Source organism: Pseudomonas sp. SZ40 (assembly GCF_052958135.1).
In genome coordinates, this window is sequence record NZ_JBQWIF010000012.1 from 1 (window position 1) to 15,381 (window position 15,381).

Below are 15,381 nucleotides of genomic sequence, written 5' to 3' on the forward strand. Positions count from 1 at the left end.
AGACTCGAACTTCCACGACCTTGCGGTCACTGATACCTGAAACCAGCGCGTCTACCAATTCCGCCACCTGGGCACTGCAGTAATGTTCACCGTTGCCGGTACGGATCATTACATCCGTTATTTGCAAAGTAGGTTATCAAGCTACTTTACGAAATATGGTGCCCAGGAGAAGACTCGAACTTCCACGACCTTGCGGTCACTGATACCTGAAACCAGCGCGTCTACCAATTCCGCCACCTGGGCACTGAAACTGATGATTGGTCATCCGTTCCGTGTTACAACGTCTGCTCGACGCTGTGGGCGCGAACTATACGGTCGTGCTTTTACCTTGTAAACCCCTGACGTCGAAAAATTATTCGCGTTGAAGGCTGACCCGAAGGGCGCTTTCGCGCTTCAATAGACACATGGCAAAACCGACTCTATAGATAAGGTGAACAGGTTCTAATGGCCGATTGGCAATCCCTCGATCCCGAGGCCGCTCGTGAAGCGGAAAAGTATGACAACCCCATTCCTAGCCGCGAGCTGATTCTTCAGCATCTGGCTGAGCGCGGCTCGCCCGCCAACCGTGAGGAGCTGCTCGACGAGCTCGGGTTGAGCACCGAAGATCAGGCCGAGGCGCTGCGCCGCCGGCTGCGCGCCATGGAGCGCGACGGCCAGCTGATCTATACCCGCCGCGGCACCTATGCCCCGGTGGACAAGCTTGATCTGATTCTTGGTCGCGTCAGTGGCCACCGTGACGGCTTTGGTTTCCTGGTGCCGGACGATGGTAGCGACGATCTGTTCCTCAGTCCGGCGCAGATGCGCATGGTGTTCGATGGTGACCGTGCGCTGGCGCGAGTTTCCGGCCTCGATCGTCGTGGTCGCCGTGAAGGCGCCATCGTCGAAGTGATTTCCCGTGGTCACGAGACCATCGTCGGTCGTTATTACGAAGAGAGCGGTATCGGCTTCGTGATTCCCGACAACCCGAAAATCCAGCAGGAAGTGTTGGTGACGGCAGGACGCAACGGTGGTGCCAAGCAGGGGCAGTTCGTCGAAGTGACGATCACCCACTGGCCGACGCCACGTTTCCAGCCGCAGGGTGACGTGACCGAAGTGGTCGGCAACTACATGGCGCCGGGCATGGAAATCGACGTGGCGTTGCGCAGCTATGACATTCCCCATGTCTGGCCCGACGCGGTGATCAAGGAAGCGCGCAAGCTCAAGCCCGAAGTCGAAGAGAAGGACAAGGAAAACCGCGTCGACATGCGCCATATCCCTTTCGTCACCATCGACGGTGAGGATGCGCGGGACTTCGACGATGCGGTGTTCTGCGAGAAGAACGGCAGCAACTGGCGGCTGTTCTCCGGTGGCTGGAAGCTGTACGTGGCCATCGCCGACGTTTCTCATTACGTGAAAGTGGGTTCGGCTCTGGATGCCGAGGCCCAGGTGCGTGGCAACTCGGTGTATTTCCCGGAACGGGTCATCCCGATGCTGCCGGAAGAGCTGTCCAACGGCCTGTGCTCGCTGAATCCGCAAGTCGATCGTCTGGCCATGGTCTGCGAGATCACCATCTCCAAGACCGGCAAGATGACCGACTATCAGTTCTACGAGGCGGTGATCCACTCCCATGCGCGCCTGACCTACAACAAGGTCAGCGCCATGCTCGAGCAGCCGAAGAGCAGCGAAGGCAAGGCGCTGCGCAGCGAATACAAGGACGTATTGCCCCACCTCAATCAGCTGTACTCGTTGTATCAGGTGCTGCTCGCGGCGCGCCATGAGCGTGGGGCGATCGATTTCGAAACCCAGGAAACCCGCATCATCTTCGGCTCCGGCCGCAAGATCGCGGAGATCCGTCCGACCCAGCGCAATGATGCCCACAAGCTGATCGAGGAATGCATGCTGGCGGCCAACGTGGCCACCGCGGCGTTCATGCAGAAGCACGGCATTCCTGCGCTGTATCGCGTGCACGACGGCCCGCCGCCGGAGCGCCTGGAAAAGCTCAAGGCATTCCTCGGTGAGCTGGGCCTCTCCCTGCACCGTGGCAAGCCAAAGGATGGTCCGTCGCCGAAGGACTACCAGGCGTTGCTGGAAAGCATTCGCGGTCGTGATGACTACCACCTGATCCAGACCGTGATGCTGCGCTCGTTGAGTCAGGCGGTTTATAGCGCCGACAACCAGGGCCACTTCGGTCTGAACTACGACGCTTACGCACACTTCACGTCGCCGATCCGCCGTTATCCGGATCTGTTGATCCATCGTGCGATTCGCAGCGTGATCCGCTCCAAGCAGGATACGCCCCATGTTCAGCGTGCCGGCGCGGTCAGCATGCCCAAGGCGCGTATCTACCCGTACGACGAACCAACGCTGGAGCAGCTCGGCGAGCAGTGCTCGATGTCCGAGCGCCGTGCCGATGAAGCCACCCGTGACGTGGTCAACTGGCTCAAGTGCGAGTTCATGAAGGATCGCGTCGGTGAAACCTTCCCGGGCGTGATCACTGCGGTGACCGGCTTCGGTCTGTTCGTCGAGCTCAAGGACATCTACGTCGAAGGCCTGGTGCACGTCACGGCGCTGCCGGGAGACTACTACCACTTCGATCCCGTGCATCATCGCCTCGCCGGCGAGCGCAGTGGCCGCAGCTTCCGCCTTGGCGACAGCGTGTCGGTCAAGGTCATGCGCGTCGATCTCGACGAGCGCAAGATCGACTTCGAGATGGCCCAGGGTGCCGACGAAGCGCCAGCGGCACGCAAGCGTCGCGACTCCGGTAGCGACAGCCGTGGCGGCAAGAGCTCCCGTGGCGCGTCGACCAGCAATACCGACGTGCAGAAAAGCCGCGATGTGAAGAAAGCGTTGCTCGCCGACTCGAAGTCTTCTGGCAGGGGTGCCAGCAAGGCTGCCGACAAGGGTGGCAAGCCAAGTCGGCATCGCAAGGGGCCGTCGAAGAGCAAGGCCAAGTCATGAGCCAGTTGGAAAAGATCTACGGCGTGCATGCCGTGGAGGCGCTGTTGCGTCATCACCCCAAGCGGGTGAAGCAGATCTGGCTGGCCGACGGTCGCAGCGATCCTCGCGTTCAACCGCTGCTCGAACTGGCTGGGCAGGCGCGCGTCGCCGTCGGCCAGTGCGAGCGTCGCGAGATGGATGCCTGGGTCGAGGGCGTGCACCAGGGCGTGGTTGCCGACGTCAGCCCTAGTCAGGTGTGGGGCGAAGCGATGCTCGAGGAGTTGCTCGACCGTTGCGAAGGCCCGCCGCTGCTGCTGGTGCTCGATGGCGTGACCGATCCGCACAACCTCGGTGCCTGCCTGCGTACCGCCGATGCCGCGGGCGCGCTGGCGGTGATCGTGCCGAAGGACAAGTCCGCGACGCTGACACCGGTGGTGCGCAAGGTGGCCTGTGGTGCCGCGGAAGTGATCCCGCTGGTAGCGGTGACCAACCTGGCGCGCAGCCTGGAAAAGCTCCAGCAGCGTGGTCTGTGGATCGTCGGTACGGCGGGTGAGGCCGAACAGGAGCTGTTCCAGCAGGACATGACCGGCCCGACGGTGCTGATCATGGGCGCCGAAGGCAAGGGCATGCGCCGCCTGACGCGCGAGCACTGCGATTACCTGGTCAAGTTGCCCATGGCCGGTAGCGTCAGCAGTCTCAACGTGTCGGTCGCCACCGGCATTTGCCTGTTCGAGGCGTTGCGCCAGCGCCGCTCGGTCAAGCGCTGAAGCGATCGCTGGCTCATCGCCGGCGATCGCTGTTCAAAATATCACCAGTTCACCTTGCGTGCGGTGGGGCGCTTCTCTAGAATGTCGCCCCTTGCCGTCATGGCAGGCGTTTGCGCGCCTCTCCGTTTCAGCAAGTCAACAGTGTCATTCACTCCTTGCCTGACCGCATTTCGCGGCAGGCTACAACCCGTAAGGAGCATTCATGCGTCATTACGAAATCATCTTTCTGGTTCACCCGGACCAGAGCGAGCAAGTCGGCGGCATGGTCGAGCGTTACACCAAGCTGATCGAAGAAGACGGCGGCAAAATCCACCGTCTGGAAGATTGGGGTCGTCGTCAACTGGCCTACGCAATCAACAACGTTCACAAGGCTCACTACGTGATGCTGAACGTTGAGTGCAGCGGCAAGGCCCTGGCCGAGCTGGAAGACAACTTCCGCTACAACGATGCCGTGATCCGTAACCTGGTCATCCGTCGCGAAGAAGCCGTTACCGGCCAATCCGAGATGCTCAAGGCCGAAGAAAACCGCAGTGAGCGCCGTGAGCGTCGTGAACGTCCTGAAAACGCCGAGTCCAACGACGGCGATGACAGCGACAACAACGACAGCGACAACGCTGACGAGTAATCACCGGATCTATTGAGGAGCCAATCCCATGGCACGTTTCTTCCGTCGTCGTAAATTCTGCCGTTTCACCGCTGAAGACGTGAAAGAGATCGATTTCAAAGATCTCAACACCCTGAAAGCCTACATCTCGGAAACCGGCAAAATCGTTCCTAGCCGTATCACCGGTACCAAGGCTCGTTATCAGCGTCAGCTGGCTACTGCTATCAAGCGCGCCCGCTTCCTGGCCCTGCTGCCCTACACCGACAGCCACGGCCGATAAGATCGGACGATCGACAAGTAGTAAGGGATAAAACGCATGCGCGCCTTGGCAGAATTCATAATGCGCGGCCGTATGCAGGCCACCTTGGTGGTGGTCGGTTCTGCGGCATTGCCGCTGCTGTTCTGGTTGAGTGCTGCCGCAGGTTGCCTGGTGCTCCTGCGGCGTGGTCTGAGTGATGCCATTGGCATCCTCGCCTGGGCTTTGCTGCCGGCCATTGGCTGGTGGTACTTCGGCGAACCGCGCACCTTGTTGGTGTTGCTGGGTGCGCTGGGGCTGGCGTGTGTATTGCGCGCCAATCAGTCCTGGAGACGGGTGCTGTTGTTCAGCATCGCGCTGGGCCTGGTGTATGGACTGGTATTGGGGGCGACGTTCCGCGAGCCCATCGAAGCCATGGCGCAGGAGCTGAGTAAGCTTCTGCCGCAGATGTTCGATGGCGTTCACCAACAGATGTCGGTGGATGATCAGGCGCGTCTTCAGAGTCTTATTGCACCGGTCTTGACCGGATTGCTGGCAGCGTTGCTGCAGGTGGTCAGCTTGCTTAGCCTGATGCTTGGGCGGTTCTGGCAAGCGGCGTTGTATAACCCGGGAGGTTTCGGTTCCGAATTCCGCGAACTGAGATTTCCGCCGATGCTGGCGACGTTACTGCTGGTCGGCATGCTGCTCGGACCCAATCTGGGTGTCGAGATGGCCATGCTTACACCGTTGTGCAGTGTTCCGCTGGCATTTGCAGGCATCGCCCTGTTGCACGGGCTGGTGGCCAAGGGCCGACTGTCGAAGTTCTGGCTGGTCGGGATGTACATAACGCTGCTGCTGTTCATGCAACTGATCTTTCCCTTGCTGGTGGTTTTAGCCATCGTCGACAGTCTGTTTGATTTTCGTGGTCGTCTGGCGGACAAGCCCGGTTCGGGTCCCGCCAACGGTGAAGGTTAAAAGTTAAGAGGTAACACCCAAATGGAAGTCATCCTGCTGGAAAAAGTCGCCAACCTGGGCAACCTGGGCGATAAAGTGAACGTTAAAGCCGGTTACGGCCGCAATTTCCTGCTGCCGCAAGGCAAAGCTACTGCTGCCACCGAAGCCAACGTCGCTGCTTTCGAAGCCCGTCGCGCTGACCTGGAAAAAGCCGCTGCCGACAAGAAAGCTTCGGCCGAGTCGCGCGCTGCTCAGCTGGCCGAGCTGGAAGTCACCATCACCGCTACCGCGGGCGATGAAGGCAAGCTGTTCGGTTCCATCGGCACTCACGACATCGCTGACGCACTGACCGCCTCCGGCGTCGAAGTGGCCAAAGCTGAAGTTCGTCTGCCGAACGGTACCATTCGCCAGGTTGGCGAATACGACGTAGCCGTGCACCTGCACAGCGATGTCGAAGCGACCGTAAAGGTAATCGTAGTAGCCGCTTAATTGCGCTGCTAGGCGGGTTTGCACTCCGGTGCGTTCCCGCTAACATCGGGCACGGCATTGCGAAAGCGATGCCGTGCCTTTTGTTTTTCAACGCAAGCATTCTTTCCAGGCTCCCATGAACGACATCAGCATTACTGAACAGTACGACCTGCAAACCTCTGCCTTGAAGGTGCCGCCGCACTCGATCGAGGCCGAGCAGGCGGTGCTCGGTGGTCTGATGCTCGATAACAACGCGTGGGAGCGTGTGCTGGACCAGGTTTCCGATGGCGATTTCTACCGCCACGATCATCGCCTGGTGTTTCGCTCCATCCACAAGCTGGCCGAGCGCAATCAGCCGTTCGACGTGGTGACCCTTTCCGAACAGCTGGACAAGGAAGGGCAGTTGTCTCAGGTCGGTGGCATGGCCTATCTGGGGGAGCTGGCCAAGAACACGCCTTCGGTGGCCAACATCAAGGCCTACGCGCAGATCATTCGCGAGCGTGCCACGCTGCGCAAGCTGATCGGCATCAGCAACGAGATCGCCGACAGTGCCTATGCGCCCGAGGGGCGTACCGGCGAGGAAATCCTCGACGAGGCCGAGCGCCTGATCTTCCAGATCGCCGAGGCGCGCCCGAAGACCGGTGGCCCGGTGGGCATCAACGACATCCTGGTCAAGGCCATCGACCGTATCGACGAGCTGTTCAACAACGGCGATGCGATCACTGGCCTGTCTACCGGCTTCTCTGACCTGGACGATCTCACCAGCGGCCTGCAGCCGGCCGACCTGATCATCGTCGCCGGACGTCCGTCGATGGGTAAGACCACGTTCGCCATGAACCTGGTGGAAAACGCGCTGATGCGCAGCGACAAGTCGATTCTGGTGTATTCCCTGGAGATGCCTTCGGAATCCATCGTGATTCGTATGCTGGCGTCCCTGGGGCGCATCGATCAGACCAAGGTGCGTGCCGGTCGTCTGGACGATGACGACTGGCCGCGGTTGACCTCGGCGGTCAACCTGCTCAACGACCGCAAGCTGTTCATCGACGATACCGCCGGTATCTCGCCTTCGGAGATGCGTGCGCGCTCCCGGCGGCTCGCGCGCGAGCACGGCGAGATCGGTCTGATCATGGTCGACTACCTGCAGTTGATGCAGATCCCCGGCTCCAGCGGTGACAGTCGGGTGAACGAGATTTCCGAGATCTCGCGCTCGCTCAAGGCGCTGGCCAAGGAATTCAACTGCCCGGTGATCGCGCTCTCCCAGCTCAACCGGGGCCTGGAGCAGCGGCCCAACAAGCGCCCGATCAACTCCGACTTGCGCGAATCCGGTGCGATCGAGCAGGACGCCGATATCATCATGTTCGTGTACCGGGACGAGGTCTATCACCCCGAGACCGAGTACAAGGGCGTGGCGGAAATCATCATCGGCAAGCAGCGTAACGGCCCGCTGGGTACGGCGCGACTGGCGTTCCTCGGCAAGTACTCGCGCTTCGAGAACCTGGCGCCGGGCAGCTACCAGTTCGAAGACGAATAAGCGTATCTACGCCTCGCTGCCGCCGTACACGGCGGTACCCGAGCGCCCCGCTGCCTTGGCCTGATAGAGCGCCTGGTCAGCGGCCTTGTAGAGGCTGGCGAACTGCTCGGCGTGCTGCGGATAGAACGCCACGCCGATGCTGATGCTCACCGTCAGTTTCTGATCGCCATAGGCCACCGGCTTGGCCAGTTCCGCGAGCAGGCGGTCGGCGACATCGTGGGCATGGTCTTGCGCATCCGCCCCGCCGATCAGTACGGCGAATTCGTCTCCTCCGAGCCGGGCGACCGTGTCGCTCGCCCGCACATGTTCCCTGATGCGCCTGCCGATGTGCTGCAGCATCAGGTCACCTGCATCGTGGCCATACCTGTCATTGATCGGTTTGAAGTGATCGAGATCTATCAATAGCAGCGCCAGCGCTTCACCCGACTTGTGCGCGTTGAGCAGCGCGCTCTCGCATTGCGCGACCAGGTGGCGGCGGTTCGGCAGCTCGGTCAGCGGGTCGTGAAACGCCGCGTGGCGCAGCTCCTGCTCGCGCTGTGACAACTGCTGGTTGGTCGCCTTCAGTTCCGCGGTGCGCTGTTCCACGGCCAGTTGCAGTTCGTCAGCGCTGGCTTGTACCTGGGCCAGCCGGGCACTTTTTTCACGGCCTGCCTGCAGCAGTGCTTCGGAGCGCTGGTTCTTCAGCAGTTGAATGCGGTAAGCCAGGGCGAACGAGAACAGAATCGACTCGACGGCTACCGCAACCGGGAAGACGTAGGTGCTCCATGCGGCCGGCTGAATCACACCGGTGGCGCGTAGCAGCAGCAGGTTGACGCTGGCCAGAATCATGCCGTAACCGCAGAAGTACAGGCAGGCCGGAAAGTAGCCCTGGCGCCAGCGCACGAGGGAGGCCCAGAGCGCTGCGGGAATGGCCGTGAACGACAGCAGCACGAAGACCCAGGCGCCCACGGCGCGGTGGCCGATGCCATCCGCCGTGACGGCAACGACGTACAGCACGCAGCTTATGGTCAGCAGGTGATGGGCCCATGGGACATGGCGGCGAGTCTGCAGCAGCGTCTGGGTGAAGCGGCAGGCACCAAAGCCCCATAGCGCCGGCAGACTGATGCGGTCGAGCCAGAAGGGCACAGGTGCATTCGGCCACAGGTACTGGAAGCCGTGGCCGGTCATGCCGAGGATCATCAGCAGCGCCCCCAGGGTGGTGATCACGTACCAGAAGTAAGCCGAGTCGCGCAGCGCGAAGAAAATGAACAGGTTGTACAGCAGCAGGGCGGTGATGACCCCGTAGATCACGCCGAGCCAGAGGTTTTCGTTGGCGCTCAGGGTGCTCAGGTCATCGAGTTGCCAGACCTTCAACGGAAAGGAGTTGCCCGCAGGGTCGAAGCTGCGCAGGTAGAGGGTCAGTGGTTGCTCGCTCAGCGCCGGTAGCTGGAACAGCAGGCGACGGTGGGCATGATCACGACCTTCGTCGAAGGTCACCACTTCGCCGGACTGGCGCAGCTGCCAGCCTCGTTCGCCGTCGGGCAGGAACAGTTGAAGATCGAGCAGGCTGACGGCGGCGACTTCCAGCCACCAGGCGCCCGGCGCTGTCTGGTTGGTTTGCAGGGTGACCTTGATCCACCAGGGGTTGGGGCTCTGGCCGACGCTTGCCTTGCCCTGGGCAGGCACGAAGCGTTGTTGCACGGCCGGGTCGGCCATGTCCGCTATGCTCAGCCGGGACCCGGGATCTTCGAGCAGTTCGATATGAGGGTTGAGCGCCAGGCCACTGCTGCCGGCATCGAGCGTGATGCTGTCGCCCCGAGCACCCAGACTCAGGCACGAGAGCATCAGCAGCGAGATCAGGAATATGGCTAGCCGCTGCAAGCGGAGGCTCCTTGGTGGCCTGTGCACGACCGTTGTTGTTCTGCTTTGAAGAGTATACCGAGGCGGCAGGTTTTTGATGACTGCTCGCAATCATATTGCACGCCGTCGGATAGGCCGCCAAGCGACGTTTTAACCCAGCGGTACAGTCGGGTTTGGTTAAAAAATGTGCTATATTCCGCGCCCCGTGAAATTCCTGAATAAATCGGTCATCGCCATGCAAGCCGCCAAGCCGCTGTTCGACTATCCAAAATACTGGGCCGAGTGCTTCGGCCCCGCCCCTTTCCTGCCAATGAGCAGGGAGGAGATGGATCAGCTTGGCTGGGATTCCTGCGACATCATCATCGTTACCGGTGATGCCTATGTCGACCACCCGTCGTTCGGGATGGCGATCATTGGCCGTCTGCTGGAGTCCCAGGGCTTCCGTGTGGGCATCATCGCCCAGCCCGACTGGCAGTCCAAAGACGACTTCATGAAGCTCGGCGAGCCCAACCTGTTCTTTGGTGTCGCGGCCGGCAACATGGACTCGATGATCAACCGTTACACCGCGGACAAGAAAATCCGTTCCGACGATGCCTACACGCCTGGCGGTCTGGCGGGCAAGCGCCCGGATCGCGCCAGCCTGGTCTACAGCCAGCGCTGCAAGGAAGCGTACAAGCACGTGCCTATCGTGCTCGGTGGCATCGAGGCCTCGTTGCGCCGCATCGCCCACTACGATTACTGGCAGGACCGGGTGCGCAACTCGATCCTGATCGATGCCAGTGCCGATATCCTGCTGTACGGCAACGCCGAGCGCGCCATCGTCGAGGTCGCCCAGCGCCTGTCCTATGGGCAGAAAGTCGAAGACATCACCGACGTGCGCGGCACCGCGTTCATTCGCCGCGATACGCCGAAAGACTGGTACGAGGTCGATTCCACGCGTATTGACCGTCCGGGCAAGGTCGACAAGATCATCAACCCGTACGTCAACACTCAGGACACCCAGGCCTGCGCCATTGAGCAGGAAAGGGGCAATGTCGAAGATCCCAACGAAGCCAAGGTCGTGCAGATCCTCGCCAGCCCGAAGATGACCCGCGACAAGACGGTGATTCGTCTGCCATCCATGGAGAAGGTACGTAACGACCCGGTGCTTTATGCGCACGCCAACCGTGTGCTGCATCTGGAAACCAACCCGGGCAACGCTCGGGCGCTGGTGCAGAAGCACGGTGAAATCGACGTATGGTTCAACCCGCCACCCATTCCGATGACCACCGAGGAAATGGACTACGTGTTCGGCATGCCCTATGCGCGCGTTCCGCACCCGGCGTACGGCAAGGAGAAGATTCCGGCCTACGACATGATCCGCTTCTCGGTGAACATCATGCGCGGCTGCTTCGGTGGCTGCACCTTCTGCTCGATCACCGAGCACGAGGGGCGCATCATCCAGAACCGCTCGGAAGAATCGATCATTCGTGAGATCGAGGAAATCCGCGACAAGGTGCCTGGATTCACCGGCGTCATTTCCGATCTCGGCGGCCCGACCGCGAACATGTACCGCATCGCCTGCAAGAGCCCGGAAATCGAATCCGCGTGCCGCAAGCCGTCCTGCGTGTTCCCCGGCATCTGCCCGAACCTGAATACCGATCACTCGTCGCTGATCCAGCTGTATCGCAGCGCCCGCGCGTTGCCGGGGGTGAAGAAGATCCTCATCGCTTCGGGCCTGCGTTACGACCTGGCCGTCGAGTCGCCGGAGTACGTCAAGGAACTGGTCACCCACCACGTGGGTGGTTACTTGAAGATCGCCCCGGAGCATACCGAGGAAGGCCCGCTCAACCAGATGATGAAACCGGGCATCGGCAGCTATGATAAGTTCAAGCGCATGTTCGAGAAGTACTCCAAGGAGGCGGGCAAGGAGCAGTACCTGATTCCTTACTTCATCGCTGCCCACCCCGGCACCACCGATGAAGACATGATGAACCTGGCCCTGTGGCTCAAGGAGCACGGTTTCCGTGCCGACCAGGTGCAGGCGTTCTACCCGTCGCCGATGGCCACCGCCACGGCCATGTACCACTCGGGCAAGAACCCGCTGCGCAAGGTCACCTACAAGAGTGACGGCGTGACCATCGTCAAGAGCGAGGAGCAGCGCCGCCTGCACAAGGCGTTCTTGCGTTATCACGATCCGAAGGGGTGGCCGATGCTGCGTGAGGCGCTGCAGCGCATGGGGCGCGCCGACCTGATCGGTGATGGCAAGCACCACCTGATCCCGACCTATCAGCCAAAGGCCGATGAGTACCAGAGTGCCCGGCGCAAGAATTCCACGCCGGCCGGTAGCAAGAAGGTCGCCGGCAATGGCGGCGGCAAGCCTGCTGGTGGGCGCATCCTCACCCAGCACACCGGCCTGCCACCGCGTGGCAGCGACGGCAGCAAGCCCTGGGACAAGCGCGAGCAGGCCAAGGCGGCTGCCGAGGCACGCAATCAGCAGGCCGCGCGCGAGCGTGCTGGCGCAGGCAAGGGTAAGAAGCCGGTCAAGAAGCCTGCGGTACCGCGTTAAACGGGTGGGCTTCAAGGCCGTAGCCGCCGTTCAGCGATCCATCGTGCAAGCGCGCCATGCCCGCGAAGTCACGGGCATGGCGCGTTCCCGCAAGTGGCAGGCGAGCGTCCGCTTTCGTCACTTGCCGCTGACTAGTCGACGCTGAAACGGCAGGTCAGGTAGCGGTTGCTGGCGCCATAGCGCAGGATCGAGAACAGCCGCTTGAAGAGGTACAGCGGGTGGCTGCGGTAGTAAGCCAATACGGCGTTGCCGACGCCTTCCGAGCGGTGCTGGCGGGCCGCTTTCTTGGGCTTCTTGAACAATCCGGAAAACTCCCAGCGCTGGATCTGCTCGAAGCGTTCCCGCGGTTTCAGACCATGGCGGCGGAACAGCGCGAAGAAGCTGCGCGGGCTGAAGTCGTGGAGGTGGTGGGGGTTGCCATCCAGGGTCGGCGTGGTCGGCACCGAGGCGATGATGCGGCCGCCCTTGGCCAGCAGGGTGGCGTAGTTGTCTACCAGGCGAACCGGATCGGGCAGGTGTTCGATGGTTTCCAGGCTGACGATGCTGTCGAAGCCCTGGCTGTCGGCGAAGGTCTCCGCGTTCGCGCAGACGTAGCGCAGGTTGGGTTTCTGGTAGTTGGCCTGGGCGTAGGCGATCGCTTCGGGATCGATATCGATGCCGGTAATCTGCTTGTCCGGGTGCTGTTCGGCCAGCAGTGCACTGCCGTAGCCGCAGCCACAGGCCATATCGAGTACGCGCTGACCCTGCAGCGAGCGGCTGGCGAACTCGTAACGCTGCATATGCAGATCAAGGGTCGCCTGGTCGGCCGCCAGCCTTTCGTCCATTTTCAGCGGGTAGATACGTTCTAGGGTGTGCATGGTGGCCGTCCATGGAGTGAGATCGCGAGAATATAGAGTAGTCGCGATCCCTTGTCCCTATCCGTTCGGTATCAGCCGTAGCGCTTCTTCGCCTCGATGGCCAGTCCGCTGCCGATACTGCCGAAGGTATTGCCTTCAACGTGGCGGGCGTTGGGCAGCAGTGCAGCCACGCTCTGACGCAGTGCCGGTACACCGCTGGAGCCGCCGGTGAAGAACACCGTATCGACCTGTTCCAGGCCGACGCCAGCATCGGCGAGCAGCCCGCTAACACTGCCGCGGATGCGTTCGAGCAGCGCGGCGATGCTGTCCTCGAACAGCTCACGGGTCAGCTCGGCGATCAGCCCTGCCTCGATACGCTGCAGGTCGATGGGATGCTGACGCTGTTCGGTCAGGGCGATCTTGCTGTCCTCCACCTGCATGGCCAGCCAGTGGCCGGCGCGCTGCTCGATCAGGCGGAACAGGCGATCGATGCCGGTCGGATCGACGATGTCGTAGCGCATGTTCTGCAGTGCCCGTTGCGACGCGGCCGAGTAGACCATGTTGATGGTGTGCCAGGTCGCCAGGTTGAGGTGCATGCTGGTGGGCATCGGCGCGTCGCTCTTCATCCGGCTGCCGTAACCGAACAGCGGCATCACCCCTTGCAGGCTGAGTTGCTTGTCGAAGTCGGTCCCGCCGATATGCACACCTCCGGTGGCCAGGATGTCCTCCTGACGCTCGGCCAGCTGACGGCGCTCGGGTGCCAGTCGCACCAGGGAGAAGTCCGAGGTACCGCCGCCGATATCGACGATCAGCACCAGCTCTTCACGCTCGATGGTCGACTCGTAATCGAAGGCTGCGGCGATCGGCTCGTACTGGAAGGAGACGTCCTTGAAGCCCAGCTTCTGTGCCACGGCGATCAGGGTGTTCTCGGCTTCCTGGTCGGCCAGCGGGTCGTCATCCACGAAGAATACCGGGCGGCCCAGCACCACGGCGTCGAACGGGCGTTCGGCAACCGCTTCGGCGCGTTTCTTCAACTCGCCGATGAAGAAGCCGAGCAGGTCCTTGAACGGCAGCGCGCTGCCCATGACCGCAGTTTCGCTTTTCAGCAGCTTGGAGCCGAGCAGGCTCTTCAGCGAGCGCATCAGACGGCCTTCGTAGCCTTCCAGGTATTCGTGCAGGGCCAGGCGCCCATAGACCGGGCGGCGCTCTTCGAGGTTGAAGAACACCACGGAGGGCAGGGTGATCTTGCCGTCTTCCAGCGGGATCAGCGTTTCGCCGCCCGGGCGCAGCCAGCCAACGGTGGAGTTGGAGGTGCCGAAGTCGATCCCGCAGGCGCGGGCAGGGGTTGAAAAGGACATTGACGCGCGGCTCCTGAAAAAACGGCCGCGTATTCTAGGGGCTGTTGATGCTTCAACGCGAGCCGCGTTGCTGCGAAAAATCTCGCCAAGCTAGGCGGAGGGCGCTGGCAGTGGCTGTTCCCTTGGCAAGTCCTTCAACGATGCATGGCGAGATTTCTCGCGTAACCCGCAGAGCCATGGGTGAAGCGTCAATGGACCCCAGCCGAATGAAGCCGCTGCGCTGCCGCTTCGTCAGGGCAACGGGGGATTTTGTACGCCGTCGCGGCGGATGCGCCATTGGCCCCATTCGAAGCCCAGGACGACGATCAGCGACAGCGCGAACGGCAGCAGCAGATAGAAGCCGCGGAACACGATCAGCGCCGCCAGCACGTCCGGCGCCGGAATTTCCGGCATGGCAGCCAGAAAGCTGACTTCCAGTACGCCCAGGCCGCCCGGGGCGTGGGAGAGCAGTGCCAGGGAGAAGGAGGCCAGGAACACGCCCAGCACCACCATATAGCCGGGGTTGTAGGCCTCGGGCAGTGCGAAGTAGATGATCGCCGCCGCGCAGGCCAGCTCCAGAGGGCCTGCCAGCAACTGACGACCGACGATTCGCAGGCGTGGATACTCGACATGCAGCTTGCCGAACGTCCAGGGTTTGAACTGCAGCCAGGACCCCAGCACGTAGAGACCCACCAGCAGCAGCAGGAAACCGCCAACAGCCACCGATACCAGCGGCGTGACGTCCAGTACACGGTGAATCAGATCCGGCTGCAGCACCAGCACGCAGCCGCTGGCCAGCAATGTGCCGAGCGCAAAGGTGAAGGAGCAGAAGACGATCAGAATGCCGATTTCATGGGGTGTGAGACCCTTGGTGCGATAGGCGCGATAGCGCACTACCGCACCGGAAAACACCGAGGCGCCGATATTATGAGCCAGGGCATAGGTGGTGAACGAGCACAGGGTGATGAACCGCCAGGAGATCTTCTTGCCCAGATGGGCGACGGCGATGCGGTCGTACCAGGCCAGCGCCGAATAGGCGCCGAGGGTGGCGATGGCGGCGAGAATCCAGTTCAGGTGTGGAATCGCCTTGAGGCTACCGGCAATTTCGTCAAGGGAGATATTGCGTACTTCGCGATAGAGCAGGAAGCAGGACGCGACCACGGCGCACAACCCGATCAGCGTCCAGATCAGGTCACTGCGTTTCATCGTGGGCTTGGTACCTTGCAACGGCGATCCCCTGTTTCACGTCTCTATGGACAGTCGGCTCTGCATTCGATGAGCTGTCGCACCCATTGTTCAGAACCTTTCCCAGAGGATGTCCCGGCAGTATGTGGGTGTACAGGGTG

Annotated in this window: 12 protein-coding genes and 1 tRNA gene; 8 read left to right on the plus strand and 5 right to left on the minus strand. The window is 61.6% G+C overall.

Translation table 11 applies throughout. The features are described from left to right. Positions 1-156: 156 nt before the first annotated feature. A tRNA-Leu gene (locus tag ACT9T4_RS11720) sits at positions 157-243 on the minus strand. Positions 244-444: 201 nt separating this feature from the next. Here ACT9T4_RS11720 and rnr point away from each other — a divergent pair. From rnr to dnaB, 7 genes are all read left to right on the plus strand, one after another. Next, entirely contained in the window at positions 445-2,937 is a 2,493-nt protein-coding gene (rnr, locus tag ACT9T4_RS11725; protein ID WP_042553834.1) for a ribonuclease R, read from the plus strand. Further along, positions 2,934-3,683 (plus strand): 23S rRNA (guanosine(2251)-2'-O)-methyltransferase RlmB, encoded by a 750-nt coding sequence (gene rlmB / locus ACT9T4_RS11730; RefSeq protein ID WP_042553835.1) that lies wholly within the window; start codon positions 2,934-2,936, stop codon positions 3,681-3,683. Before rnr ends, rlmB begins: the two co-directional genes overlap by 4 nt. A 202-nt stretch (positions 3,684-3,885) precedes the next feature. Further along, positions 3,886-4,308 (plus strand): 30S ribosomal protein S6, encoded by a 423-nt coding sequence (gene rpsF / locus ACT9T4_RS11735; protein WP_042553836.1) that lies wholly within the window; start codon positions 3,886-3,888, stop codon positions 4,306-4,308. Positions 4,309-4,336: 28 nt separating this feature from the next. Further along, positions 4,337-4,567 carry a 30S ribosomal protein S18 gene (gene rpsR / locus ACT9T4_RS11740; RefSeq protein ID WP_003246847.1) on the plus strand — a complete coding sequence of 77 codons (231 nt, stop codon included), beginning with the start codon at positions 4,337-4,339 and terminating at the stop codon, positions 4,565-4,567. A gap of 36 nt (positions 4,568-4,603) precedes the next feature. Then, a complete protein-coding gene (locus ACT9T4_RS11745) occupies positions 4,604-5,497 on the plus strand; it encodes a YybS family protein (RefSeq protein ID WP_042553837.1) in 894 nt (297 codons plus the stop codon). Between the two features lie 21 nt (positions 5,498-5,518). Beyond that, positions 5,519-5,965, plus strand: coding sequence for a 50S ribosomal protein L9 (rplI, locus tag ACT9T4_RS11750; RefSeq protein WP_042553838.1), 447 nt, complete (start codon positions 5,519-5,521; stop codon positions 5,963-5,965). A 115-nt stretch (positions 5,966-6,080) separates the two neighbouring features. Beyond that, on the plus strand, positions 6,081-7,475 hold the full coding sequence (gene dnaB, locus ACT9T4_RS11755) for a replicative DNA helicase (protein ID WP_042553839.1): 1,395 nt from the start codon (positions 6,081-6,083) through the stop codon (positions 7,473-7,475). A gap of 6 nt (positions 7,476-7,481) precedes the next feature. Here the strand turns inward: dnaB and ACT9T4_RS11760 are convergent, their stop codons facing one another. Beyond that, positions 7,482-9,299 (minus strand): sensor domain-containing diguanylate cyclase, encoded by a 1,818-nt coding sequence (locus tag ACT9T4_RS11760; RefSeq protein ID WP_499117192.1) that lies wholly within the window; start codon positions 9,297-9,299, stop codon positions 7,482-7,484. Between the two features lie 250 nt (positions 9,300-9,549). Here ACT9T4_RS11760 and ACT9T4_RS11765 point away from each other — a divergent pair, with 250 nt between their 5' ends. Then, a complete protein-coding gene (locus tag ACT9T4_RS11765; RefSeq protein WP_042553855.1) occupies positions 9,550-11,862 on the plus strand; it encodes a YgiQ family radical SAM protein in 2,313 nt (770 codons plus the stop codon). 131 nt (positions 11,863-11,993) lie between these two features. Here ACT9T4_RS11765 and ACT9T4_RS11770 read toward each other — a convergent pair whose 3' ends face one another. From ACT9T4_RS11770 to ACT9T4_RS11780, 3 genes are all read right to left on the minus strand, one after another. Next, positions 11,994-12,719: a class I SAM-dependent methyltransferase gene (locus ACT9T4_RS11770; RefSeq protein WP_042553840.1), complete on the minus strand. Its 726-nt coding sequence runs from the start codon at positions 12,717-12,719 to the stop codon at positions 11,994-11,996. Between the two features lie 71 nt (positions 12,720-12,790). After that, a complete protein-coding gene (locus ACT9T4_RS11775) occupies positions 12,791-14,056 on the minus strand; it encodes an Hsp70 family protein (protein WP_499117071.1) in 1,266 nt (421 codons plus the stop codon). 231 nt (positions 14,057-14,287) lie between these two features. After that, a complete protein-coding gene (locus ACT9T4_RS11780; RefSeq protein WP_042553842.1) occupies positions 14,288-15,241 on the minus strand; it encodes a lysylphosphatidylglycerol synthase transmembrane domain-containing protein in 954 nt (317 codons plus the stop codon). Positions 15,242-15,381: the final 140 nt, after the last annotated feature.